At 57.8% G+C, this 23,527-nt stretch carries 22 protein-coding genes; 5 read left to right on the forward strand and 17 right to left on the reverse strand.

From position 1 onward, the window contains the following. Positions 1–82: 82 nt before the first annotated feature. The 6 genes from WMO17_RS03680 to WMO17_RS03705 all read right to left on the reverse strand — a co-directional run bounded on the left by WMO17_RS03680 (position 83) and on the right by WMO17_RS03705 (position 7,529). Positions 83–2,002, reverse strand: coding sequence for an ABC transporter ATP-binding protein (locus tag WMO17_RS03680; RefSeq protein ID WP_349137502.1), 1,920 nt, complete (start codon positions 2,000–2,002; stop codon positions 83–85). Further along, positions 2,002–3,753 carry an ABC transporter ATP-binding protein gene (locus WMO17_RS03685; RefSeq protein ID WP_349137503.1) on the reverse strand — a complete coding sequence of 584 codons (1,752 nt, stop codon included), beginning with the start codon at positions 3,751–3,753 and terminating at the stop codon, positions 2,002–2,004. The genes WMO17_RS03680 and WMO17_RS03685 overlap by 1 nt, the downstream gene beginning before the upstream one ends. Before the next feature lie 302 nt (positions 3,754–4,055). Beyond that, complete coding sequence (locus WMO17_RS03690) at positions 4,056–4,541, reverse strand: MarR family winged helix-turn-helix transcriptional regulator (RefSeq protein WP_349137504.1); 486 nt, start codon at positions 4,539–4,541, stop codon at positions 4,056–4,058. Positions 4,542–4,958: 417 nt separating this feature from the next. Continuing rightward, positions 4,959–5,549 carry a TVP38/TMEM64 family protein gene (locus WMO17_RS03695; protein WP_349137505.1) on the reverse strand — a complete coding sequence of 197 codons (591 nt, stop codon included), beginning with the start codon at positions 5,547–5,549 and terminating at the stop codon, positions 4,959–4,961. Positions 5,550–5,705: 156 nt separating this feature from the next. Continuing rightward, on the reverse strand, positions 5,706–6,695 hold the full coding sequence (locus tag WMO17_RS03700) for a 3'-5' exonuclease (RefSeq protein ID WP_349137506.1): 990 nt from the start codon (positions 6,693–6,695) through the stop codon (positions 5,706–5,708). A gap of 18 nt (positions 6,696–6,713) precedes the next feature. Then, on the reverse strand, positions 6,714–7,529 hold the full coding sequence (locus WMO17_RS03705; RefSeq protein WP_005944024.1) for a Cof-type HAD-IIB family hydrolase: 816 nt from the start codon (positions 7,527–7,529) through the stop codon (positions 6,714–6,716). 95 nt (positions 7,530–7,624) lie between these two features. Between WMO17_RS03705 and WMO17_RS03710 the strand changes: the two genes are divergently transcribed. Together WMO17_RS03710 and WMO17_RS03715 are read left to right on the forward strand one after the other, a co-directional pair. After that, positions 7,625–7,762, forward strand: a complete 138-nt coding sequence (locus WMO17_RS03710; protein WP_154255525.1) for a hypothetical protein — start codon at positions 7,625–7,627, stop codon at positions 7,760–7,762. Positions 7,763–7,840: 78 nt separating this feature from the next. Then, positions 7,841–9,388 (forward strand): alkaline phosphatase, encoded by a 1,548-nt coding sequence (locus tag WMO17_RS03715; protein ID WP_349137507.1) that lies wholly within the window; start codon positions 7,841–7,843, stop codon positions 9,386–9,388. 231 nt (positions 9,389–9,619) lie between these two features. Here the strand turns inward: WMO17_RS03715 and mscL are convergent, their stop codons facing one another. From mscL to WMO17_RS03750, 7 genes are all read right to left on the reverse strand, one after another. Further along, on the reverse strand, positions 9,620–10,072 hold the full coding sequence (gene mscL, locus WMO17_RS03720) for a large conductance mechanosensitive channel protein MscL (protein WP_349137508.1): 453 nt from the start codon (positions 10,070–10,072) through the stop codon (positions 9,620–9,622). Positions 10,073–10,243: 171 nt separating this feature from the next. Next, complete coding sequence (locus WMO17_RS03725) at positions 10,244–10,735, reverse strand: cytochrome C (protein WP_349137509.1); 492 nt, start codon at positions 10,733–10,735, stop codon at positions 10,244–10,246. Positions 10,736–11,039: 304 nt separating this feature from the next. Continuing rightward, a complete protein-coding gene (locus WMO17_RS03730) occupies positions 11,040–11,840 on the reverse strand; it encodes a gluconate 5-dehydrogenase (RefSeq protein ID WP_005944040.1) in 801 nt (266 codons plus the stop codon). Between the two features lie 81 nt (positions 11,841–11,921). Next, entirely contained in the window at positions 11,922–12,770 is an 849-nt protein-coding gene (kduI, locus tag WMO17_RS03735; RefSeq protein ID WP_349137510.1) for a 5-dehydro-4-deoxy-D-glucuronate isomerase, read from the reverse strand. A 19-nt stretch (positions 12,771–12,789) separates the two neighbouring features. Continuing rightward, the gene (locus WMO17_RS03740; RefSeq protein WP_005944043.1) at positions 12,790–13,815 is read right to left on the reverse strand and encodes a sugar kinase; all 1,026 of its coding nucleotides are present in this window, start codon (positions 13,813–13,815) and stop codon (positions 12,790–12,792) included. A gap of 93 nt (positions 13,816–13,908) precedes the next feature. Continuing rightward, positions 13,909–14,871: a bifunctional 4-hydroxy-2-oxoglutarate aldolase/2-dehydro-3-deoxy-phosphogluconate aldolase gene (gene eda / locus WMO17_RS03745; protein ID WP_154260708.1), complete on the reverse strand. Its 963-nt coding sequence runs from the start codon at positions 14,869–14,871 to the stop codon at positions 13,909–13,911. A 213-nt stretch (positions 14,872–15,084) separates the two neighbouring features. Beyond that, complete coding sequence (locus WMO17_RS03750) at positions 15,085–15,996, reverse strand: HAD-IIB family hydrolase (protein ID WP_349137511.1); 912 nt, start codon at positions 15,994–15,996, stop codon at positions 15,085–15,087. A 147-nt stretch (positions 15,997–16,143) separates the two neighbouring features. Here WMO17_RS03750 and WMO17_RS03755 point away from each other — a divergent pair, with 147 nt between their 5' ends. From WMO17_RS03755 to WMO17_RS03765, 3 genes are all read left to right on the forward strand, one after another. Beyond that, on the forward strand, positions 16,144–16,779 hold the full coding sequence (locus tag WMO17_RS03755) for a phosphatase PAP2 family protein (RefSeq protein WP_005944050.1): 636 nt from the start codon (positions 16,144–16,146) through the stop codon (positions 16,777–16,779). 199 nt (positions 16,780–16,978) lie between these two features. Then, on the forward strand, positions 16,979–17,653 hold the full coding sequence (locus WMO17_RS03760; protein WP_337679883.1) for a GntR family transcriptional regulator: 675 nt from the start codon (positions 16,979–16,981) through the stop codon (positions 17,651–17,653). A 210-nt stretch (positions 17,654–17,863) separates the two neighbouring features. Continuing rightward, a complete protein-coding gene (locus tag WMO17_RS03765) occupies positions 17,864–18,793 on the forward strand; it encodes a hypothetical protein (RefSeq protein ID WP_120120856.1) in 930 nt (309 codons plus the stop codon). A 72-nt stretch (positions 18,794–18,865) separates the two neighbouring features. On the opposite strand, the gene WMO17_RS03770 is transcribed toward WMO17_RS03765, so the two are convergent. The 4 genes from WMO17_RS03770 to WMO17_RS03785 form a co-directional block, all read right to left on the reverse strand. Continuing rightward, a complete protein-coding gene (locus WMO17_RS03770) occupies positions 18,866–19,612 on the reverse strand; it encodes a J domain-containing protein (RefSeq protein WP_005944056.1) in 747 nt (248 codons plus the stop codon). Between the two features lie 98 nt (positions 19,613–19,710). Then, positions 19,711–20,550, reverse strand: a complete 840-nt coding sequence (locus WMO17_RS03775; RefSeq protein WP_097777430.1) for a DUF5685 family protein — start codon at positions 20,548–20,550, stop codon at positions 19,711–19,713. Positions 20,551–20,556: 6 nt separating this feature from the next. Then, entirely contained in the window at positions 20,557–20,952 is a 396-nt protein-coding gene (locus tag WMO17_RS03780; RefSeq protein WP_005944061.1) for an RING finger protein, read from the reverse strand. 126 nt (positions 20,953–21,078) lie between these two features. Next, entirely contained in the window at positions 21,079–23,466 is a 2,388-nt protein-coding gene (locus tag WMO17_RS03785; protein ID WP_349137512.1) for a glycoside hydrolase family 2 protein, read from the reverse strand. Between the last annotated feature and the right edge of the window lie 61 nt (positions 23,467–23,527).

A 23,527-nucleotide genomic window follows, 5' to 3' on the forward strand; every position in this document is an offset into this window, starting at 1 on the left:
TGTCCAGAGCGGAGAAGAGAAAAGGAGCCGCCGCACGGCGGTGTGCCGGTGCGGCGGCTCTTTTGAGAAGGTAGAAAAAAGCTTAGTCCTCGGCCAGATTGCCGGTGTACAGCTGGTAATACTTGCCCTTCTTGGCAATCAGCTCGTCGTGGCTGCCGCGCTCGATGATGCGGCCCTGTTCCAGCACCACGATGCAGTCTGCATTGCGGACGGTGGACAGGCGGTGCGCAATGACAAAGCTGGTGCGGCCGTACATCAGGCCGTCCATGCCGCGCTGCACCAGCGCTTCGGTGCGGGTATCGATGGAGGAGGTGGCCTCGTCCAAAATCAGCACCGGGGGGTCTGCCACGGCGGCGCGGGCGATGGCCAGCAGCTGGCGCTGACCCTGCGAGAGGTTGGCACCATCGCCGGTGAGCATGGTGTTGTAGCCCTCCGGCAGACGCTTGATGAAGCCGTCGGCGTTGGCAAGGCGGGCAGCGGCGATGCACTCTTCATCGGTGGCCTCCAGCCGGCCATAGCGGATGTTCTCCATCACCGTGCCGGTGAACAGGTGGGTGTCCTGCAGCACGATGCCCAGAGAACGGCGCAGATCGGCCTTTTTGATCTTGTGGATGTTGATGCCGTCGTAGCGGATCTTGCCGTCCTGAATGTCGTAGAACCGGTTGATGAGGTTGGTGATGGTGGTCTTACCGGCACCGGTAGAGCCGACAAAGGCGATCTTCTGGCCCGGACGGCCATACAGGTTGATATCGTGCAGGACGGTTTTTTCCGGCACATAGCCAAAGTCTACATCGGTAAAGGTGATGCTGCCTTCCAGCTTGTGGTAGGTGGTAGTGCCGTCGTGGTGCGGGTGCTTCCATGCCCAGATGCCGGTGCGCTCGGTGGCTTCCACAAGGTTATCGTCGCGGTCATACTTGGCGTTGACCAGCGTGACATAGCCCTCGTCGGTCTCGCTCTCTTCGTCCATCATCTTGAAGATACGCTCGGCACCGGCCAGAGCCATGATGATGCTGTTGGCCTGCATGGACACCTGACTGATGGGCATGTTGAAGCCCTTGTTCAGGCTCAGGAAAGCCACCACCGTGCCAAGGGTCGTGCCGCCCATGCCGCTCACGGCCATGGCTGCGCCTGCCAGCGCGCAGACGGCATAGCTGATATTGCCCAGCTGGGCGTTGACCGGCATCATGATGTTGGCAAAGCTGTTTGCTTTGTTGGCGCTGTCCTTCAGCTGATCGTTCAGCTGGCGGAAACCGGCCAGAGCCTTCTGTTCGTGGGTGAACACCTTGACGACTTTCTGGCCTTCCATCATTTCTTCGATGTAGCCGTTCAACTTGCCAAGATCCCGCTGCTGCTGGATGAAGTATTTGCCGGACTGCTGGGTGATCTTTTTGGAGCAGAACATCATCAGCGCCACCATCAGCATGGTAACGATCGTCAGCTGCCAGCTGAGCATGCACATGCTGAAGAACACCGAAACAATGGTAATGGCGCTGGACACCAGCTGCGGGATGCTCTGGCTGAGCATCTGGCGCAGGGTATCCACGTCGTTGGTGTACACGGACATGATGTCGCCATGGGGATGCTGGTCAAAATACTTGATGGGCAGGCTCTCCATGTGGGTGAACAGCTGGGTGCGCAGGTTGCGCAGGGTGCCCTGCGTCACGTTGACCATAATGCGGGCGTTGCCCCACGCTGCCAGAATGCCAATGACGTAGATGATGCCTACCCGCAGCAGAGCCGCAGCCAGCGGGGCAAAATCCGGATCCTGCTGCTGGGTCATGGGCACGATGTAATCATCCATCAGGGTCTTTAAGAACAGACTGGCCTGTACGTTTGCCAGCGCGCTGACCACGATGCAGACAAGCACAAGGATGCAGTGGGGCAGATAGTGCCGGAATACCTCATCCATGATGCGCTTCAGCAGCTTGCCCGGGTTTTCCACTTTGGGCCGGGGGCCGCCCATGCGGGGGCCGGGGCCGCGAACTTCTTTTGCCTGAGCCATTACTGTTCACCTCCCTGTTTGTCAAAGTCGCCGCTGCCCTGGGTCTGGCTGTTGTAAACTTCCTGATAGATGGCGTTGGTCTTGAGCAGCTCTTCGTGGGTGCCCAGACCATCGATCTTACCATTATCCAGCACAAGGATGCGGTCGGCGTCCTGCACCGAGGAAATGCGCTGTGCAATGATGATCTTGGTGGTGCCGGGGATCTCCTCCCGGAATGCCTTGCGGATCTTGGCATCGGTAGCGGTATCCACGGCGCTGGTGGAGTCGTCCAAAATCAGAACCTTGGGCTTGCGCAGCAGGGCGCGGGCGATGGTCAGACGCTGCTTCTGGCCGCCGGACACGTTGGAGCCGCCCTGCTCGATCCATGTATTGTATTTGTCCGGGAAGCGCTCGATGAACTCATCGGCGCAGGCAAGCTTTGCCACACGGATGCACTCTTCCTCGCTGGCGTTCTCGTCGCCCCAGCGCAGGTTATCCAGAATGGTGCCGCTGAACAGCACGTTCTTCTGCAGCACCATGGACACCTCGCGGCGCAGCACGTCGAGGTTGTAGTCGCGCACATCCACGCCGCCCACGCGCACGGTGCCGGTCTCGGCATCATACAGGCGGGGGATCAGCTGCACAAGGCTGGATTTTGCGCTGCCAGTGCCGCCGATGATACCTAAGGTCTCACCGGGCTTGATGCTGAAGGTGATATCATTCAGCACCGGCTGGCCGCTGCCGTGCTTATACTTGAAGGTGACATGCTCGAACTCGATGCCGCCGTCCTTCACCTGCTGCACCGGCTGCTTTGCGGGGGGCAGGTCGGTGGTCTCGTCCAGCACTTCCACAATACGCTTTGCGGAAGCGGCAGACATGGAGATCATGACAAAGGCCATGCTCAGCATCATCAGGGCCATGAGGATGTTCATGATGTAGCCGAACAGAGCGTTCAGCTGGCCGGTGGTGATGGCACCATGCAGAACGTACTTGGCACCCAGCCAGCTCAGGGCGATGTTGCAGCCGTAAACGGCGGTGAGCATGGCAGGGTTATTGAAGCTCAGGCGGCTCTCAGCGTTCACAAACTGGTCGTACAGGCTCTGGCAGGCTTTGGTGTACTTCTCGTTCTCAAAGCCCTCGCGCACGAAGCTCTTCACTACGCGGATGGCGGAGACGTTTTCCTGCACGGAAGCGTTCAGGGCATCGTAGTTTTTGAACACCCGGTCAAAGATGTGGAAGGTGGGCACCATGATGCCTGCCAGCACCGCCACCAGAAAGACCACAGCCACCACGAAGATCAGTGACAGCGGGCCGCCGATCATCAAGGCCATGAACAGGGCGAACACCAGATGCACCGGGGCGCGCACGCACATGCGCTCGATCATCTGGAATGCGTTCTGTACGTTGGTCACGTCGGTGGTCATGCGGGTGACAAGGCCTGCGGTGGAGAATTTATCAATGTTGGAAAAAGAATAATGCTGGATGTTCTCATACATAGCATCGCGCAGATTTCCGGCAAAGCCGGTGGATGCCTCGGCGGCGTATTTGCCGGCCAGAACGCCCAGCGCCAGCGCGACCACAGCCACCAGAAAGGTGAGCAGGCCGTACTTGAGGATGGCGTTCATATCGCCCTTTTCAATGCCCTGATCGATGATAAAGGCCATGATGGTGGGCAAAAGCACATCCATCACGGCTTCCAGAGCGGCAAAGAGCGGTGTCAGGACTGCGGCGCGTTTATACTCGCCCAGATGTGACACTAACTTTTTGATCATCTGAGTTACCTCCTGTTACTTTTTATTTGTTTGGTACAGAACAATTTTATACAAAACATTTTAATTGTCAAGACGTTTCAAAAAATGTTCATAATTACTAATTTAGCAAGCCGATTTTAGGCAAGTTGACAAACCCTCTCAGTCAAAGCCTGTCAGCTTTGCCAGCTCCCCCAAAGGGGGGGGGAGCTTTTCTTGCTCTGAACGATACGACCTGCTTTGAATTGGACGCATCACCCTTTGTATTATGGTGCACATAGCTCCCCCTTCGGGGGAGCTGGCGAGCAAGGCGAGCTTGAGAGGGTTCATTTCAGTGCATCCCGCAGCTTGTTCAGCAGCCGCAGCAGCTCGGTATTTTCCTCCGCTGTCAGCAGCCCAGCCACATAGTCGTCGGTCTGGTGGAAGCAGAGCATCGTCTTTTCGTGGAAGCAGATGCCCTCTTCGGTGAGCACCAGCTGCTTGAGCCGGGCGTCCTGCGGCACGCTGCGCCGCTCGATATACCCCTTGCGCTCCATCAACTGCAGGATGTTGGTCACGGTGGAGCGGGTGATAGAGAACTCCCGCTCAATGTCCCGCTGGAACACGGGGGTGTCCCGGTGGCGGTAGAGATACCCAATGATCCACCCGTGCATGGGGGTGGCCTGCTCCACGTCATTTTCGCGGGCAAACTGGTTGATCTTGCGGAAGATCAGGTTGTCCACCCGGCGGATCTGCGCCGGGATGACCTGTGGGCCTTCCCAAGGGGGATCGGCGTGATTGCAGCACTCGTTTTTGGTTTCGTCACACATCATGGTTTTGTCCTTCATGGTTGTTTTGGCATTGAACAGTTTCAAATAAAACTGTTTGATAGCATACATATTATACAGCAGTCAAAGTGAATGTCAAGGGGAAGGGAACGATTTTAAATGCCCTCCGCTTTGCTCTGGGCATAAAATAATGAAATATTATTTTTTATATTGCAAACCAGCCAAGCCTGCGGGCTTGGCTGGTTTGCTTTTTCACGGAAGGGGCCGTAGTTGCAAGCGGCATATTTTCCGGTTGCGCGGTCATTTCCGAAGGAAATAAGCGCAACAGATGGAGTTTACCTTTTGGGCCATTACTGTGAAAATGCAACAGCAGACAGCCCGCAGGCTGTCTGCTGTTGCCCTATTATAAAAATATTTTTCCGCTAAATATGCCCAGAGCGAAGCGGAGGGCATTCTAAATTATTATTCCAGATTGTGTTTTTTGCAGAACTGTTTGCTCACCCAGTACATCCCGCCCCACAGCAGAACGGCCAGCACCAGATACAACGGGTTCTTCATGGAACTGACCAGCGACTGCCCAAACACTGCCATCATGGCAATCATCACGCCCTTGCCCAGCAGCATGGTAATGAGATAGCGCTTTTCGTCAAAGTCCGAGATGCCAAAGGCCAGATGCATAAAGGAGCTTGGCGCGAAGGGCAGCAGCGCGAGCATGAACAGCGACGAAGTGTCAAAGCGGTTCACCCACTGCTGAGCCTTTTCCAGCTTGGGCGAGCGGGAGGCAAACTTCCAGAAGAAGCACTTGACCACCCGCCGCCAGAACAGGAACATGATGCAGCCACCCAGCGCCACACCGGCCCAGCTGTACAGAAAACCCAGAATGCCGCCGTGAGCCGCTACATTCAGCGCCACAATGGCAATGAGCGGCAGCGGCGGAAAAAACGACTCCACCATGGCCAGCATGATGGGGGCAATGGGGCCAAGGTTGCCAAAACTGTCCAGCAGAGTTTCCCAGAACTCCAGCGTTCCCAGCTGGCGCAGACAAAAGTTCATTGTGCACATCCATCCCTTCCGCCTGCGCTTTCCCATCCGCAGGTTCCTCTATCCGTAGTATATCCATATTGTATGACACAAGCATGAACACAAAGCGACATTTTTTTTGCCCTGTGCACAGCTTCCTTGGGATACTACGAAGCTGCCGGTGCTGTTTTACTCCGCAGCCTGCTTTTCTGCGCGGGCCTTCATACGCTCCAGCTGGGCGGTGCGCTGCTTTTCCCACCGGGCAAGAGAAGCATCGTCCGGGATCTGCAGGCAGCGGGCGTAGCTCCAGTGCAGGCCGTCGCGGCGGGCCAGCTTGTAGCGCTGGAACACACCCTTGCCTGCGGCATTGCTGCTGCCGGCGCAGTGGGGGCACTGGCTCAGGGTGTACCAGCTGTTGCTGCCCTTTTTCAACCATACATCATCGGGCTTGAGCGGTGCGCCGCACTCCGGGCAGCTCATGGTGTAAATTTTGGGGTCGGTGCGCCAGGTGTACTGCTCCACATAGCCGTGGAAGACCTCAAAATCCCGGTAGTCGCCGGGGGTGGGGCACAGGCTGGCCCGCAGGGATTCCTCTTCAGTGGGGTAGGCCGCAAGACCGGCCCGCAGGTCGAGCATCCGGCAGACATCGGCGGTGTACAGCGTGTCGGAAAGGGCATCGTGGAACTGCCGCTCCATGGGCAGCCCTAAGCGGGTGACGACGCTTTCCAGCGTCATGCCCTCGCCCTCTTTGCGGGGATGCTCCCGCAGGAACACCTGCTGCAGGTCGTACCAGACGGTGGGCTTTGATTCATCGATGTTGCACAGGTACAGGTTCTGCTTGAGCACCGGTACGTCATCCATGCCCCACTCGGCAAATTCGGCATCCGGGCCGCACCACTGCATAAAGCGGCGCAGGCCCTGCACGATGGGCTCACCCTTGTCCAGATCGGCCTGCGTCAGGCCGGTGACTTTAGCAATGTGATGCTGCAGCTTACGGAAGATGCGGGGCCGCAGATGGATGGAAAAGGTGTCCAGCACGTTGGCATCCTCGTCGATCTTCACGGCACCGATCTCCACGATCTCGCCCCGGAAGGTCTGCTGCACGCCGTGGTAATTAAAGGTATACGGCTGGTAGCCGATATTCCATTCCAGATCAAATAAAACCAGATTGCGCGGCATTGTTTTGTGTTCCTCTCGTTACTTTAAAATAAACTTCTCCACAGCCTCGGCCACACCGTCGTGGTCGTTGTCGGCGGCAGTCACATAGTCGGCTACGGCCTTTACCGGCTCTTCGGCGTTCTGCATGGCCACGCCCACACCGGCGTACTCGATCATGGAGCGGTCATTCAGGCCGTCGCCGCAGGCCATCAGGTTTTCGCGGCCAAGGCCCATGTGCTCCAAAAGGGCGGCAAGGCTGCCGTCCTTGGCAACGCCCAGCGGCACGGCTTCAATAAAGAACGGGCTGGAGGGGTACAGGTCGATGCGGCCGTCAAACTGCTTTTTGCCGGCGGCCCACACCTCGTCCCGGCGGGCTGGGTCCAGCGTGATGAGCATTTTGCAGATGGGGTAATCCACATACTTTGCCAGATCGTCCACGCCGGTCATGGGCAGCTTGCAGGTAAAGCACTCGCGCAGTGCCCATTTGTCGTCCGGGTGCTCGGTGACAACGCCTTCTTTATTATAGGTGATAATGGTCACGTTCTGTGCGGCGGCAAAGGCGCACAGCTCGGGTACGTACTGGGCATCCAGCTGTTTCTGGTACAAAGTCTCGCCGGTGCGGCAGTCGATGATCTTGCCGCCGTTGTAAGAAAGGATGCAGCCGCCCTTTTTATCCAGCCCCAGTTCCTTTGCCAGCGGCAGCACGCCCGCGGTGGGACGGCCGGATGCCAGCACGATGGTGACACCCTTTGCAATTGCGGCATCCAGTGCGGCGCGGGTGCGGGGTGTAACTTCCTTCTGGCTGTTGGTCAGGGTGCCATCCAGATCCAGTGCCAGAACTTTGATCTCTGCCATATAAAATCCTCTCAATTTATATAAAGGTAAAAAAGCACTTACCCTCTTATTGTACAATGAAATGCCATCATCTTTCAACCCTTGCAGAGACGTTTGTGGAAAAAGTGGTGGCACTTGAGCAGGATTTTACATCCCTTTCCGGCTTTTTACGTTGGCGCGGATGCAGCCGCACCGGTTTTACCAAAGCTTTGCGGCGGCATGGTTTTTCCCCGCAAGGCGGTGCGCTACAATAAAAGCGTTCCCACAAGAAGAAAAACGGGGCCTGAGGCAGGCCCGCAATGTTTGATTGAATGAAAAGAGAGGACCACGTCATGAAAGAAAACAAGATCTCCCGCCGCAGCTTTCTCAAGTTTGGCGCAGCTGCTTCTGCCGTCGGCATGATGGCTGCTGCACCCGTTGCCGCAAACGCAGCACAGCCGGATGCGGATGCCGCAGCCGACGAGGAGAACTGCCTGCTGGGCCTGTTCCAGAAACCCAAGTACATCTTCCTGTTCATCGGCGACGGCATGGGCACTGCCCAGATCCAGTCTGCCCGCTTCTACAAGGGCACCGTGGACAACAACGGCGCTGTGACCGAGGCCGACCTGAGCTTCACCAGCTTCCCCACCGTGGGCAGTGTGACTACCTACGACAGCACTTCTTTCTGCCCGGACTCCGCTTCCACCGCAACCTCCATCGCCACTGGCCACAAGACCGAGAGCGGTGTCATCAATATGTGCCCGTGGACCCGCGATGTGCCCTATGAGACCATTGCCGAAAAGCTGCACGCCCAGAAGGGCTACAAGGTGGGCATCATCTCCTCGGTCAATATCGACCACGCCACTCCCGCCGCCTTCTACGCTCATCAGAAGACCCGCAAGAACTACTACCAGATCGGCGTAGAGCTGGCAAACTCCGGCTTTGAATACTTTGCCGGCGGCGAGTTCCAGAAGGTGAACGGCGACGGTGCCGGCCCCAACAACCACGAGGTGGCTGCTCAGGCCGGATACAATGTCGTCACCACGCAGGCGGGTGCTGCTGCACTGACCGCAGGCGCAGGCAAGACCCTGATCATTGCCGAAAATCTGGCCGACGGCAAGGCCATGAACTACGCCATGGATGCCGCCGCAGGCGAGTGGCAGCTGACCGACTACGTGAAAAAGGGCATCGAGCTGCTGGATAACCCCAAAGGCTTCTTCCTCATGACCGAGTCCGGCAAGATCGACTGGGCCTGCCACGCCAACGATGCCGCTGCTTCCATCCACGATGTGCTGGAGATGAGCAACGCCGTGCAGGCTGCCGTGGAGTTCCAGCAGAAGCACCCCAATGATACCCTGATCCTCGTCACCGCCGACCACGAGACCGGCGGCATGGCCATCGGCTACAAGACCACCAACTACGACACCTTCCTGACGAACCTGACCCACCAGAAGATGTCCTACGCAAAGTTTGATTCCACCTATGTGCAGAACTACATCGCCAACAAGACCCCCTTTGAAGCTGCCATGCAGGATGTGAAGGCAAACTTCGGTCTGACCCTGCCCAGCGACCCGGATGCCGCCAACGCCGGCAAGCTGCTGCTGACCGACTACGAGGTGCAGAACCTGCGCACCGCCTACGAGCGCACCCTGAAGGTCGGCTCTGCCAGCCAGAAGGAAATGTCTCAGCAGGACTATGAGCTGTACGGTACCTATATCCCGTTCAGCATGGCAATCTGCCACACCATCAACCACAAGTCCGGCATGGATCATACCACCTACGCCCACACCGGTGCCATGGTGAACGTCTACGCCAACGGCGTGGGTGCGGAGAAGTTCGGCGGCGTGTTTGACAACACCGAGATCTATCACAAGCTGGCCGACCTGACCAAGGTCAAGTAAAGCTTCACCGGACTGATTTTCCATATTTTTCCCGGATAAAATAAAACCTCCCTGCTCTGGAACCGCAGCGACTGCGGCCGGGCAGGGAGGTTTTGCGTTGATTATGCCGTTTGCCTTTGCGGCTCCGCGGGTGAAAAAACAAATCGGGAAAGTCCGCAGACTTTCCCGATTTGTAATTTAGAAAATGATTCCGCTGAATATGGCCAGAGCAAAGCGGAGGCCATTCAAAATTTAATTGTTGATCTCCGGGAAGCCCTCCAGCTTGCTGGTGCAGTGGGGGCAGCGCACCGCCTTGATGGAGATCTCGCTCTGGCAGTAGGGACACACCTTGGTGGTGGGCTCTGCGGGAGCTTCCGGCTCAGCAGGCTTCTTGTGCAGGGAGTTGATGGTCTTGATGACCACGAACAGCACAAAGGCCACGATCAGGAAGTTGATGATGGCGGTGATGAATGCACCAATGCCGATCATCACGTCACCCACATGGATGCCGACGTCCGAGAAATCGGCGTTGAAAAACAGGCCGATGGCGGGGTTGATGATGTCGTTCACCAGCGAGTTGACGATGGCGGTAAAGGCACCGCCGATGACAACGCCGACTGCCATATCCAGCACATTGCCACGCATGGCAAAGGCCTTGAACTCTTCAAAAAACTTTTTGATGCCCTTGATCTCTTTTTCTGCCATAAGAAAATCCACTCCTTTACTCCCTTTATGCCGCAAGGGAACGTATTTGCGTCTATGATAGCGGATTTTTGGCGTGATTGCAAGGGAAAATGACAGCCTCAGCCCTCTTTTGGCAAAAAATAAAACGGGAAAGCCCGCAGACTTTCCCGTTTTGCAAGGATGAAACAGTTTTTACTTTTCCGGTGCAGTAAAAGCGATGGGGGTAGCACCTGCAGCGGCATCCACACTCAGCAGGGAGATGGGAGCGACCTCGTAGTGCAGGGTCTCAAAGCTCTGGGTCTGGCCGTCCTCGGTGGTGAACTCCAGAATGTAGGTCACGTCGGACTGCTTGTCGGCCTCCACATCGCGGGTGATGACGATGTTTTCGCCGTCAGCCAGACCGTTCTCACCAGCCAGATTGTCGCCCTTCTCGTCGCTGCCTGCATCGTACAGGTACAGCTCGGTGACGGTAGAACCGGTGGTGTTGTACACAGTGTACTCAGCGGTGGTGGACTCAGCTGCTTCGCTGGAAGCAGCCTCAGAGCTTGCAGCCTCGGAAGAAGCGGCAGCAGAAGAAGCCACAGAAGAGGAAGCGGCGGTGGAGGATGCAGAAGAACCGCAGGCGGTCATGCCAACAGCCAGTGCTGCAGCGGCAGCAACGATCGCAATGTTCTTGAGTTTCATGTGAAATATACTCCTTTGAAATTTCTTCGTATTCAGATCAACCAACAGGGTGTGATGGATGATGAAGACGATTATACGGGAATTTCGACAAAAAATCAAGACGTCTATGTGCATTTTGAACGATGAAACAGGAACTGTTACCGATTTGACATGAAATTGGAACATTTTAACATGAGCTCACATGAAGCAAAGTTTTGTAGGAAAGGCTGCTTGCCGCTTCGTAAAAAGACAGCCCCATGCAGATCTTGGTCTGCACAGAGCTGTCTGGTCGGAAGGTTAAAGAAGACGCAGGGCCCAAATGGCTTTACTTGGGCTGACGGCCGATGTAAGCCAGAATGCCGCCGTCGGCGTACAGGATCTGGCCGTTCACAAAGTCGGAAGCGTGGCTTGCAAGGAACACGCAGGGGCCCACTATGTCGTCCGGCTCACCCCAGCGGCCTGCGGGGGTCTTGGCGGTGATGAACTGGTCGAAGGGGTGGCGGCTGCCGTCCGGCTGCACCTCCCGCAGAGGTGCGGTCTGGGCGGTGGCAATGTAGCCGGGGCCCATGCCGTTGCACTGGATGTTGTACTCGCCGTACTCGGAAGCGATGTTCTTGGTGAGCATCTTCAGTGCACCCTTGGCGGCAGCGTAGGCGGAGACGGTCTCGCGGCCCAGCTCGCTCATCATGGAGCAGATGTTGATGATCTTGCCCTCGCGCTTTTCCATCATGTCCGGCAGAACGGCCTTGGAGCAGTTGAAGGCACCGCCTACATGCACGTCGATGACCCGCATAAAGTCGGCGTGGCTCATCTCGATCATGGGCACGCGCTTCATCAGGCCGGCATTGTTTACCAGAATGTCCACAGGGCCCACCTCGGCCTTGATCTTTGCAACCATGGCGTTCACAGCGTCCTCATCGGACACGTCGGCCACATAGCCGTGTGCGTCGATGCCGGCTGCCTTGTATGCTGCAAGGCCCTTTTCAAGGCTTGCTTCGGAAGAGCAGTTGAAGCAGATGGCGGCACCGCACTTGGCCATGCCTTCGGCGATGGAAAAACCGATGCCGTGGGCACCGCCGGTAATCAGAGCCACCTTGCCCTGCAGGTTGAAAGCGGAAAGATCCATGATTTTCTCCTTCTCAAGTTAAATTTTTAGCAAAAAGCCCCGTACCGGTGGACCCGGTACGGGGCTTGTGTATGGTGCTTTTTAGCGCAGGTCAGTGGTAGCGATGTTGTCCATGTCGTCAAACTCCATGTTCTCGCCGCCCATTGCCCAGATAAACGTATAGTTCGAGGTGCCTACGCCGCTGTGAATGCTCCAAGAAGGGCTGATGACAGCATCCTCGTTGTGCATCACGATGTGGCGGGTCTGGGTAGGCTCGCCGCACATGTGGAACACCACCTGCCCCTCGGGCAGTTCAAAGTAGGTATAAATTTCCATGCGCCGCTCGTGGGTGTGGCTGGGCATCGTGTTCCAGTTGGAACCGGATTCCAGTTCGGTCATACCCATGCTGAGCTGGCAGGTCTTCAGCACATCCGGGTGGATGAACTGGTTGATGGTGCGCTTGTTGCAGGTCTCAACGCTGCCCAGAGGACGATGGTTTGCATCGGCCATCTTGATCAGACGGGTCTCGTAAGAGCAATGTGCGGGAGCGGATACCATGTAGAACTTGGCGGGATGCTCCGGGTCGGCGGAAGCAAAGGTGACTTCCTTGGTGCCCTTGGTGATGTACAGGCAGTCCTTGTAGCCCAGCTCGTACTTCACGCCGTCGGCCACCACGATACCAGTGGAATCCTTGCCGATGTTGAACATGCCGATCTCGCGGCGCTCCAGAAAGTAGTGGGTGCCGAAGTTTGCCCACACATCGATGCCCTTGTCGATGGACACGGTCTCGTGCACCGGCATGCAGCCCAGCGTGACCATTCGGTCCACATGGCTGTACACAGCAACGACCTCATCGGCCTTGTACAGGCCAGTGATGAGCATTTCGTTCCGCATTTCCTCAGTGGTATAGCGCTTGAAATCCTTCTGGTTGCAGGAGTAGCGGATATCCATTCTGGACTCCTTCCTGCAATTAGCGCTGGATACGGCCGGAACCGTCGCCGCCAGCCAGCTTCTCGACCTCGGACACGGTCATCATGTTGTAGTCGCCCTCGATGGAGTGCTTCAGAGCAGAAGCAGCAACAGCGAACTCAACAGCTTCCTGAGTGGTCTTGCCGGTCAGCAGGCTGTAGATCAGGCCGCCGCCGAAGGAGTCACCGCCGCCAACGCGGTCGATGATCTTCAGCTCGTACTTCTTGGAGAAGCAGTACTCATTGGAAGCAACATCGTACAGCATTGCGCTCCAGCCGTTCTCGGAAGCGTTGTGGCTCTCACGCAGGGTGATAGCGACCTTCTCGAAGTGGAACTTGTCAGCCAGCTGCTTTGCAACGCTCTTGTAGCCCTCAGCATTCAGCTTGCCACCGTAGATATCGGTAGCCTCGGCCTCGATGCCGAACACGTCCTTTGCGTCCTCCTCGTTGGAGATGCACACGTCAACATACTGGCACAGATCGGTCATGGCAGCGCGGGCCTGCTCACGGGTCCACAGCTTGCCGCGGTAGTTCAGGTCGCAGCTGATCTTCACGCCGTGAGCCTTAGCAGCCTTGCAGGCCTCGCGGCAGATCTCGACGACATTCTCGCCCAGAGCCGGGGTGATGCCGGTGAAGTGGAACCAGTCCACGCCCTCGAAGATCTTATCCCAATCAAAGTCGGAGGGCTGAGCCAGCTGGATGGCACTGTTGGCACGGTCGTAGATGCAGACGGAACCACGCTGAGAAGCACCCTTCTCGTTGTAGTAGATGCCAACGCGATCGCCGCCGCGGGTGATCATGCTGGTGTCAACGCCGTAACGGCGCAGGCTGTTGACAGCGGCCTGACCGATTGCGTGTGCGGGGAGCTTAGTGACGAAAGCTGCGTCCAGACCGTAGTTGGCCAGAGAAACAGCAACGTTTGCCTCGCCGCCGCCGAAGCTGAACTCCAGGCTGTTAGCCTGAACGAAACGCTCGTAGTTGAACGGCTGCAGACGAACCATCAGTTCGCCAAAAGTAACGACTTTCATTGGTTATTCTCCTTTTATTTACAGGTGTTTATGACCTTCTGCTGCGGGGCATCTCCGGCGCAGCAGGGCTTTCACGGATAGGGGAGCCGGAGCTCAGGCCTGAACCAGGTGGAATGCGAAGCCGCCGATCTCGTCTGCAAAGTAGCAGGCGATGGTCTTGCCGTTCTTCACGACCTTGCTGTCCAGATCGAACTTGGCACCGCGCTGAGACAGGTGATAGATGGCACGATCCACGTTGTTGCAGCCGATGGCGATGTGGCCATTGGTGCCGCGGCCGACCTTCTTCATGATCTCGAACTCCTTGTTGCCGACAAAGATGCTGGAATTGCCGGGAGCGACCTTCATGTTCAGCAGGCTGCCGATGAGGTTTGCCAACTTCATGGCCTCTTCCTCGTTCTCGGTGTTGATGCCAATGTGCATCAGCTTCAGGCCCAGCATGGTGTCAACAGCTTCCTTGCTCTGAGCGGTGATCTTTGCCCAGTCGCCGGCTTTGATCACGTCGCTCTTGCACATCCAGGTGCCGCCCACAGCGAAGATCTGGTCATAGCCCAGATAATCGTTGACGTTCTTTGCGTTGACACCGCCGGTGCACATCCAGCGTGCGCTCTTCAGGGCAGCGCCGATGTTCTTCAGCATGCCGACACCGCCGTTTGCCTCAGCGGGGAAGAACTTCAGGGCCTCGCAGCCCATGTTCATAGCCTGCTGCATCTCGCCTGCAGAGCAGGTGCCGGGCATCATAATGCCGCCCTTGTCGATGACGTGCTTGCAGACTTCGGGGTCGAAGCCGGGAGCAACGATGAAGGAAGCACCAGCTGCCATTGCACGGTCAGCCTGCTCGGTGGTCAGGACAGTGCCTGCGCCCAGCAGCATCTCGGGCATCTCCTCGTGGATCTTGCGGATGCACTCCTCAGCGCATGCGGTACGGAAGGTGACCTCAGCTGCGGGCAGACCGCCGTCAGCCAGAGCCTTGCACAGGGGCAGGGCTTCATCAACGCTGTTAAAAGCGATAACAGGGATAATGCCGATCTGATAGACCTTTTCTACGATGGGATTCATAAATGCATTTCTCCTTTTTGAATTTGACTTTCTTGGTGCGCGTGGGCTGCCGTTTGGGCATGGTACACCCATCGTGCGTTTGTAATATTAGTATAAACGACGGAAACAAGTTTGGTAATGCTCAACAAGCACAATGTTTTGCATAAGAGCTTGTATACATTGCACAAAAATGACGAATGACCTGAAAAGCAGGGCTGTTTTGACCCTGTTTGCTCAAATACCAAGCCTGCCGAACAGCTCTGCAACGCCGTCGTGGTCGCAGTCGGCTTCGCTCACAATGCTGCCAATGGCCTTGATCTGGGGCATTCCGTTGGCCATAACAGCGGCGATCCCTGCCTTTTCCAGCATGGCGCGGTCGTTCTCGCTGTCGCCCACGGCAAGGGTATTCTCGTGGGGGATGTCCAGCAGGTCGGCCAGAGCCAGCAGGGCACTGCCCTTATCCACACCGGCAGCGGTCACTTCAATGTTATCCGGCGAACCCTGCACCACGGCCACGCCCGGGATAGCCTGAAACTTTGGCAGGGCAGCGGCGGTCTTTTCGGTGCTGTCGAAGAACATGCACAGTTTTTCGATCTCGTGCGCATGGCGGGACATCCAGCTCTCGATGCCGGGAATGACGGTAAAGCGGCCGTCGGTCAGGTTCTGCCGCGCCTCGGAGGAGAGAAAGCGGGCGGTGCGGGAGGTGAGCTTTGCAATGCCCTCCGGAGTCTTGATGGCAAGGCCGTCGCTGAATACGCTCAGCTCGCCATCGTACTGCTGGAACAGGTCAAAAGCTTCCCGTGCCACTTCTGTCGGCATCAGGCGGTGCAGCAGGCAGGCGGGTTCGCTGGTGTGGCGTTGGGCAGCGTTGGCATAGCGGCTGTGCACAGCACCCATGGGGTCATCGCCAAGGTCCCACACGGCGGCACCGTTGGAGGTGATGGCATACCGGATGCCGGGCAGCTTTGCCACAACAGGCGGCAGACTGGCCAGCGGGCGGCCTGTGGCGGGCACCACCACCACGCCATGCTCTACAGCGCGGGCAATGGCTTGACGGGTGGCAAGGGTGACCTCGTTGTTCCGGTTCAGCAGGGTGCCGTCCAGATCCAGCGCGGCAAGGCGGACAAGGGGAAAGCTTTGCAACATAATGGCTCCTTTTATAATAGGTACGCTCAAAAACAGAGCGCAAGTTTACAACACTCTTTTTATTTTATCGCACCGGAAAGGTTTGCGCAAGATGGCGTGATGTGGTATAATTATATCTTATCACATTGAAAATATAGGAGAAATACCATGAATCCCAAACAATTGTGGAGCCGGCGCCGCCCGCACCTGTGGTTCCAGCTGTACTGGGTGGTGTATCTGATCTGGTTCTTCTGGCTGGATCTGACCATCAAAGATCCCAAATATATCATCCACGCCCCGCTTGATGACCGGATCCCCTTCAATGAGTGGTTCATCTTTCCGTATTGCAGCTGGTTTGTGCTGCTGGCTGGTGTGACGGCCCTGCTGTGGTGGTGCGACACCCAAAGCTACGATAAGCTCTGCCTGACCATGTTTTCCGGCATGACCTTCTGCCTGATCCTGTACATGCTGCTGCCCAACGGTCTGGATATCCGCCCCACAGTGGATGCGGTGGGCCGCAGCAACATTGCAATGAGCATCATGCAGCTGATCTGGAGGGCGGACGCCTCGGTCAATGTGTGCCCGTCCATCCATTGCCAAAGCTCGGCCTGCATGGCACTGGCGTTCAGCCACAGCAAGCTGGCAAAGGAGCGCCCGGCCCTGAAAATTCTGGCCTGGGTGTGGGCTGCACTGATCTGTGCGTCCACCGTGTTCACCAAGCAGCACTCCATTATTGATGTGGTGTGCGGTCTGGCCGTAGCCTTTGTGTGGGTGCCGGTGGTGTACCGTTCCGCTAAAAAGTAAACGCAGCAAAAGCCCTTCACCCGGAGGGCTTTTGTGCTGCCATGGGGCCTGTCTTGACAAAACAGAGAAAAATGTTGGCGATTTTTAGTTGCAGCCACACTTGACAGCCGCCCTGTGGTTGGGTAATATGGTCTTGATAACTTCAATACTAGTATATCAATTTTTGCTTTACACCGGAGGTTGAAGGGAGAGAGACCACATGCCATTACTGAGTGCGCGCGAAACGGCATACCAGACGATCCGCAGCCGGATCATCACGATGGAGCTGAAGCCCGGTGATCCGCTGAATGACCGGGAGCTGGCCGAAGAGCTGGGCATCAGCCGCACGCCCATGCGGGAGGCTTTGCTGATGCTCAATCTGGCCCGCATGGTGGACATCAAACCGCAGAGCGGCACCCATGTGGCACCCATCAACCTAAAGTTGATGGAGATGGAGCAGTTTGCCCGCTATACACTGGAAAAAGAGATCCTGAACCGGCTGCGCGGCCGTGTGACACCCCGGCAGGAGGAAGAATACCGCAGCAACATTGAGACATACCGTGTGCTGGAAGCGGATATGAGCCAGCCGGACCGCACTGCCCGTATGCTGGAGCTGGATAATGCATTCCACCGCAAATCCTTTGAGTTGTGCGGCATGGAAGCTCACTACGACCACATGCTGGCCAGCCTGCAGCATGTGGAGCGCATCCGCAAGTTCAGCCTGCTGACCGAGGAAAACAAGTCGGTCTGCTCCTCGCACACGGCAATTCTGGAAGCACTGCTGCACGGCAGCGCGGACGACGTGAGCGAAGCGCTGGAAAGCCACCTGAGCCGGTATAAGCAGTCGGTGGCGCAGGCCCGCAGCGTCCACCCGGAATATTTTATTGATGAATGAACTTGAGGGAGAAACCGCTGGAAGAGGGCAGGTTCCTCTTTTTTGCATAAAATATAAAAAAATTGAATTACTTGAATCACGTTATTGACCAAAACAGCGTTTTGCGGTAAAATCGAGGTGCAACAGGCATGGTATCATGCCGGTTCCCGACGCAGTGTGCCGTGGGGCGCGGCTGTGCGATCCCTTTACAGAATAAGGAGGTCTTAAGCAATGAAGGCCAAACGATTGATAGCTCTTGCACTGGCAGCAGTGTTCATGCTCAGCGCGGCAGCAACGCCGGTGTTTGCCGCAGCAGCTCTGCCGCAGGAAAATGCAGCGCTGGAGCAGCAGAATGATATGGTTTCCATCCGGCTCAAAGCCACGGGCGACCTTGTTTATGGCTCCAACTACAAGCTGGAGGTGCAGACCAACCCTGCCGATACCCAGTATATCGGTGTTGTGGTGGGCGTTGGCGGCGAAGCGAATGGCTATGTGACGCTGGTGCTGTCGGATAAGATCCGCACGCTGCTGAAGATGATCCCGCTGCCCAAGAAGATGTCCAAGACACCGGATCAGGCAGAGGAGTTCAATGTGTACAGCTACCTCAAGCAGCTGATCGACGGCAACGATGTCAGCGTGCTGCTGCGGGTGGCCGATGAGGCCGTCTCGGTGATGGATGTACTGCACTTCTATGTGCCTACCATCGATCAGGTGTCCAACGGCCTGCGCCTTGCGCTGAACCTGATCCGCAAGTATCTGCCGGAGGGCGCGTTCAGCCGCATTTATCTGGACGAGCAGCCGGTGGATGCCGGCAACTATGTGGCCGGTGCACTGGCGCTGGAAAGCAGCGATATGAACACCGCAGGCTTTGCCATGTTCAAGATCAAGCCCAAGACAAACGGCGTGCGCATGTACTGGGCACAGCAGGCCGAAAAGCCCATGACCGCCGAAGAGCTGCAAAGCTTCAATGAAGCGGCTGTGCTGGAAGTGGATGGTCAGGTAGTGCCCACCGATAAGATCCGCTACAGCTACAAGAAGTCCGGCTGGGGCTGTGATGCCACCAGCGAGCTGCCCACAGAGCCGGGCACCTATGTGCAGACGGCAGAGATCGGCGGCAATTACTCCTGCAGCAAGATCAGCCGCAACATCACCGTAAAGTGATGTCGTAAAGCAAAAACAAGGCCCCGCACCAGAAGGTGCGGGGTCTTGCTGTATCCTATGAGAAAAACGGGATCACATGCGGAACCGGAAGCCCCAGCCGCCGCAGCAGCAGTTGCAAAGCAGGTTCAGCAGGATCATGCTCCAGCACCACTGCATCAGGCCGCCGGGGCTGGTGTAGGTGGCCTGTGTGGTGCGGTAGGTCTGGCCGGGGTTCTGCATCCGGCGCAGGTGCATCTGGTACTCGGTGTTGCCCGGGTCCAGCTGCACGGCACGGCGGGCATCCTGCAGCGCATCGATGCGGTTGCCCAAGCCCTGATTTGCGAGGGAGGACAGATAATACCACCGGGCATTGCGGCCGGTCATGCCGTCCAGCACGCGGCGGGCCTCCGCATAGCGGCCATTGGCCACAAAGTTGCGGGCGGCCTGCATCTCCGGGCTGTCGGAGCCGGAATAGCTTGCGCCCTGCTGGCCGTAACCCTGCTGGTAGCCGCCAAAGCCAAACCCGAAACCGAACGGGTCAAAGCCATCGAATCCGTCAAAACCGCCGTAACCGTTCTGATAACCCTGCTGCTGGTAGTTCTGCTGGCCGTAACCCTGTTGTTGGTAGCTGCCGTAGGGATTTCCGCCCATCTGGGGGCCGGTCTCGCCCTTGGTAATGGCATCGTAAGCCGCCTGCACTTCCTTGAAGTGCTCCTCGGCGGTAGGATCGTTGGGGTTCAGGTCCGGGTGCCAGCGCTTGCACTTGGCGCGGTATGCTTTTTTGATCTCGTCATCGCTTGCGCCGCGCGAAACGCCCAGCACCTCATAGGGGTCTCTCATGGATATACTTCCTCACGTCTCATTTCGCGCAGCCACAGCGCCGCGCAATGTTTATAGTCTACCGTATTGCCGTGGAAAAATCAAGACAAAGCCGCCATTCAGCCACGGCTGCGGGCCTGCTTGGCTGTTTTGCAGTTGTATTTGAGCCATACGCCGGAGTAAAGGATGTTGCGCAGCAGGTCTGCGTCCTCCACGCAGGGCAGGCGTTCAAAGCTCTGGGCACACTGCGCCAGCAGCAGCTCAAAGATCTCTTTCATCTCTTCCTCATAGCCGGGCTGCTGGCTGAGTGCTTTCAGCGGATTGTAGGCCCCCTTGCGCTGGTCATGCTCCAGATCGTCATAGGCATCCAGCAGGTAGATGAACTTGCCCAGATGGAAGCCGATGCTGCGCAGCTCCGGCGACCAGTGATCCTGCCGGTAGTCGAACAGCTCTGCCATCAGCTCGCCAAAGCAGCCGGACACGGCATCCAGATCTTCGCTCCCGGCAGCTTCATATTCTGCCAGCCTGTCCAGACAGGTGCGGATGGCGCTGCACTGACGGGGCCAGCGGCTCTCGGCAGCCTGCTTACAGCCGGTAAGCAGCTTTTCATATCCAAGGCCCAGCAGGCTGCGGTCGTCCTTCCACTTATCCTCGGCGTTGTAGTAGTGCAAGGCTACGCTCAGATCTGCACAGTAATCGGTGGGGGAGGCTGCCCGCCATTCCACACCGCCCAAGGGGTGGATGGGGCACCGGTCGTGGCCGGAAGAAGCTTCGGTCTCGCCCTCGTACAGGCTGCACAGCAGCAGGTTCAGGAAGGTGAGGTCATAGCTCAGCGTAAAGCGGCCCCGCAGGCCGTGCAGTGCGTCGATGCGGCGGCACAGCCCGCAGTAGGCGGTGCGGTAGCGCTTTTGTGCTTCGTCCGAAAGCGCAGCCTGATTGGGCACAACATAACCAAACATGGCCGCTCAGCTCTTTTTGATGAACTGGGTGCCGCAGCGCGGGCAGGAGATCTGGATGCGGCCGCGGCCACGGGGCACACGCAGCTTCTGGCGGCACTTGGGGCAGCGGTAGTAGTGGTAGAGCTTGCGGTTGGCCCACTGATCCTTCAGACCGCGGAACTTACGGTCTACGCGGTCCTTCAGGGCATAGTACTGGTAGTTCTCCTCCGTGCGCTTGGAAATGTTGCGGCTGAGCGAGCGGTAGTAGCACAGCACCAGCAGCACCAGACCCAGCCATGTGAACAGGCTGAAGCGGGTGAGCAGCGAGATCAGCAGCAGCACGATGGACGCGATGCTCAAAAACTGGTTCAGGCCATCGGTACCGTAGCGGCCGATCATAAACTGACGGAATTTTTCTCTCATAACTCCTGCATCCTTTGTTTTGGAATCAAAGCGGGCGCGCCCGCCGTTATTTTACAGTTCTTAGGATACCAGTCAACCATGATGAAATTTTGAACAGAGTGAAAATCTATCATGAAGGGACGGAAATTAAGCTTCCCGGCAGCGGATGGTCACCACGGCATCGGTATCCAGCGCACCCTCCATGCGACAGTGCAGCACGGCACGGCCCGCTTCGCCGGTAGTGGCAAGGTAGGTGCCCGCCATGCCGCCGCGCAGCGGCACCACGCTGGGACCAATGATCTTCAGCGGGCCGTCCACGCTCAGCTGAACGGCTTCGCCGCAGTAGGGCAGCAGGCTGCCGTTCTGGTCGATGGCGCGCAGGCTGACAGCGGCGCAGTCCCAGGTGGGGCCGTCGGTGAGGATGGGATTGTGCACGGTGCATTCCAGCCGGACGCTCTGCACCGGTTCCCGCACCACGGTGCGCACGGTGCGGCCATGCCACACGGCTTCAAAACGGTAGGCTGCGCACGGTGTGCCCAGCACGCCGATGTATTTGTAATACATGCGGGCTACCTCGTTCCAGCTCAGCCGCAGCGAAAGCATCCGCGCCTTGGAAAGCGGCGAAAGCTCCATGGCATCCCGGCGCATCTCGTTCAGGATAGCGGCTGTCATCTGGGCGGAGGCCGGGTCCATGCCCTCGTACTTTTCCAACAGAGAACCCACAAAATCGTTGATCTCAATGGGCGGATGCGTCATGGCGGCAAAACGGCCGTGCCGGTCAGGCGTGAACTCGGCAATGTAGTCGTTGCCGCGGTACAGCCGCACGCTTTCGGCGTTGGTGAACACCCAGCAGGCCGTGGGAACGCCGCCGGGCAGGTCGCCCAGTGCCATGCCGGAAGAGACTTCCAGCACGATGTCCGAGGGGGAACGCGGCGTTTTCTGGCTTGCATATACCGCCGCCGAAAGCTTCGGGTTGCGGAACATATCCATCACACCGTGGTAGCAGATGCGGTCGCCGCTGCCAAATTCCCGGTGGGTGTTGTAATCGGCCATGCACCAGCCAAAGCTGCCGGCCACGCCCTGCTGCGCAATGGAATCGTTGATCCCGGCGGCATAGCGCAGAGCCTGCACCAGCCGGTGGGTCTCGTCGTCAAAGGGCTTGGTGGGCAGCTGCTGCCCGCCGAATTCGCTGATGAGGTAGCCCTTGCGGGGATCGGAAGTCACCGCGGCGCGGGCTTCGCAGGCGGCACCGCGCCCACGGTAAGAGTAATCGTTGTAGGCGTAAACATCCTCCAGCAGCTGGCTCTTGCGGTGGTTCCGCGCGCCTGCCGTGGGGCGGGTGGGGTCCAGCCGGTGGATGGCCTCGTTGGTGCGCTTATAAAACGCTTCGTCGTCGGCGCTGCCGTTCACACGGGCACCCCACAAAAAGATGCTGGGGTGGTTGCGGCACTGGCACACCATCTCGCGGCAGTTCTGCAAGGCCTGCGCCTTCCAGCTCTCGTCGCCGATGTACCGCCAGCCGGGCATCTCGGTGAACACCAGCAGGCCCAGCTCATCGCAGGCATCCAGAAACGCCGGGCTCTGGGGGGAATGGCTGGTGCGCACTGCGTTGCAGCCAAGGTCTTTTTTCAGGATCTGAGCATCCAGCCGCTGGATGCTGTCCGGCATGGCATAGCCCTGATAGGCGTAGCTCTGGTGGCGGTTCAGGCCCCGCAGCTCCACGCGCTGACCGTTCAGGTACAGCCCGCCTGCCACGAACTGCACGGTGCGGAAACCGAAGCGGATGGTCTTTTCGTCCAGCACACGGTCCGGCAGACCGGCAGAGCCGGGACGGATCAGCTGTACGGTGAGGGTGTACAGGGTGGGATGCTCGATGCTCCACGGGTGCACACCGTTCAGCACGCCGGTGATGGGCAGGGAAAGCTCGCCGCTGTAGGCGGCGCGGCTGCCGGAAGGGCTGCGGATCTCGGCCTGCAGGGTGCAGCCAACCGTCTCACCCACGGTGGAGGTATAGATGCGGAAATCGCCCTCGGCTTTTGCCTCGATGAACACATCCCGCAGGTAAGCGGGTTCCTTGATGTCCAGACTGACGGCACGGTAGATGCCGCCGTAGGTCAGGTGATCGATCTGCCCGCCAAAGGGAGGAATGTTCAGATCCTCACGGCTGTCGCAGCGCACAGCCACCACGTTATTCTGACCCAGATGCAAAGCGCTGGTCAGATCTACCGTGAAGGCGGTGTAGCCGCAGGCGTGGTGGAACAGCCGCCGCCCGTTGCAGAACACGGTCGCGTCATGGGCAACGGCACCAAAGGTGAGCAGAACAGTGCGGCCTGCCCACTCTCTGGGTGCAAAAAACTCCCGCCGGTAGCCGCACAGGCACTGGTATTCATTTTCGTTGCAGTAATTGTAGGGCAGCACCCGCACAGTGTGGGGGATGCGCACCGGTTCCAATTCCAGTCCGCACTCCGGCCGCACCAGTGCCGGGTCGAACCGGGGCGTGAACAGCCAGCCTTCGTTCCAATCGTAGTGTTCCATACAAGGGTCTCCATCCTGCTAAAATCACTTTACATCTTATAGTAACACAAACTTATGAACG

This window comes from Faecalibacterium faecis (assembly GCF_040096475.1).
Classification (GTDB): Bacteria; Bacillota; Clostridia; order Oscillospirales; family Ruminococcaceae; genus Faecalibacterium; species Faecalibacterium taiwanense.

Coding starts and splice junctions, on each gene's coding strand:
- eda (WP_154260708.1), bottom strand. CDS start 14,871: ATGAATCCCATCGTAGAAAAGGTCTATCAGATCGGCATTATCCCTGTT.
- WMO17_RS03755 (WP_005944050.1), top strand. CDS start 16,144: ATGAATCCCAAACAATTGTGGAGCCGGCGCCGCCCGCACCTGTGGTTC.
- WMO17_RS03700 (WP_349137506.1), bottom strand. CDS start 6,695: ATGCCGCGCAATCTGGTTTTATTTGATCTGGAATGGAATATCGGCTAC.
- mscL (WP_349137508.1), bottom strand. CDS start 10,072: ATGGCAGAAAAAGAGATCAAGGGCATCAAAAAGTTTTTTGAAGAGTTC.
- WMO17_RS03760 (WP_337679883.1), top strand. CDS start 16,979: ATGCCATTACTGAGTGCGCGCGAAACGGCATACCAGACGATCCGCAGC.
- WMO17_RS03730 (WP_005944040.1), bottom strand. CDS start 11,840: ATGGATCTTTCCGCTTTCAACCTGCAGGGCAAGGTGGCTCTGATTACC.
- WMO17_RS03740 (WP_005944043.1), bottom strand. CDS start 13,815: ATGAAAGTCGTTACTTTTGGCGAACTGATGGTTCGTCTGCAGCCGTTC.
- WMO17_RS03705 (WP_005944024.1), bottom strand. CDS start 7,529: ATGGCAGAGATCAAAGTTCTGGCACTGGATCTGGATGGCACCCTGACC.
- WMO17_RS03680 (WP_349137502.1), bottom strand. CDS start 2,002: ATGGCTCAGGCAAAAGAAGTTCGCGGCCCCGGCCCCCGCATGGGCGGC.
- WMO17_RS03775 (WP_097777430.1), bottom strand. CDS start 20,550: ATGTTTGGTTATGTTGTGCCCAATCAGGCTGCGCTTTCGGACGAAGCA.
- WMO17_RS03770 (WP_005944056.1), bottom strand. CDS start 19,612: ATGAGAGACCCCTATGAGGTGCTGGGCGTTTCGCGCGGCGCAAGCGAT.
- WMO17_RS03690 (WP_349137504.1), bottom strand. CDS start 4,541: ATGATGTGTGACGAAACCAAAAACGAGTGCTGCAATCACGCCGATCCC.
- WMO17_RS03765 (WP_120120856.1), top strand. CDS start 17,864: ATGAAGGCCAAACGATTGATAGCTCTTGCACTGGCAGCAGTGTTCATG.
- WMO17_RS03785 (WP_349137512.1), bottom strand. CDS start 23,466: ATGGAACACTACGATTGGAACGAAGGCTGGCTGTTCACGCCCCGGTTC.
- WMO17_RS03715 (WP_349137507.1), top strand. CDS start 7,841: ATGAAAGAAAACAAGATCTCCCGCCGCAGCTTTCTCAAGTTTGGCGCA.
- WMO17_RS03750 (WP_349137511.1), bottom strand. CDS start 15,996: ATGTTGCAAAGCTTTCCCCTTGTCCGCCTTGCCGCGCTGGATCTGGAC.
- WMO17_RS03780 (WP_005944061.1), bottom strand. CDS start 20,952: ATGAGAGAAAAATTCCGTCAGTTTATGATCGGCCGCTACGGTACCGAT.
- kduI (WP_349137510.1), bottom strand. CDS start 12,770: ATGGATATCCGCTACTCCTGCAACCAGAAGGATTTCAAGCGCTATACC.
- WMO17_RS03725 (WP_349137509.1), bottom strand. CDS start 10,735: ATGAAACTCAAGAACATTGCGATCGTTGCTGCCGCTGCAGCACTGGCT.
- WMO17_RS03695 (WP_349137505.1), bottom strand. CDS start 5,549: ATGAACTTTTGTCTGCGCCAGCTGGGAACGCTGGAGTTCTGGGAAACT.
- WMO17_RS03685 (WP_349137503.1), bottom strand. CDS start 3,753: ATGATCAAAAAGTTAGTGTCACATCTGGGCGAGTATAAACGCGCCGCA.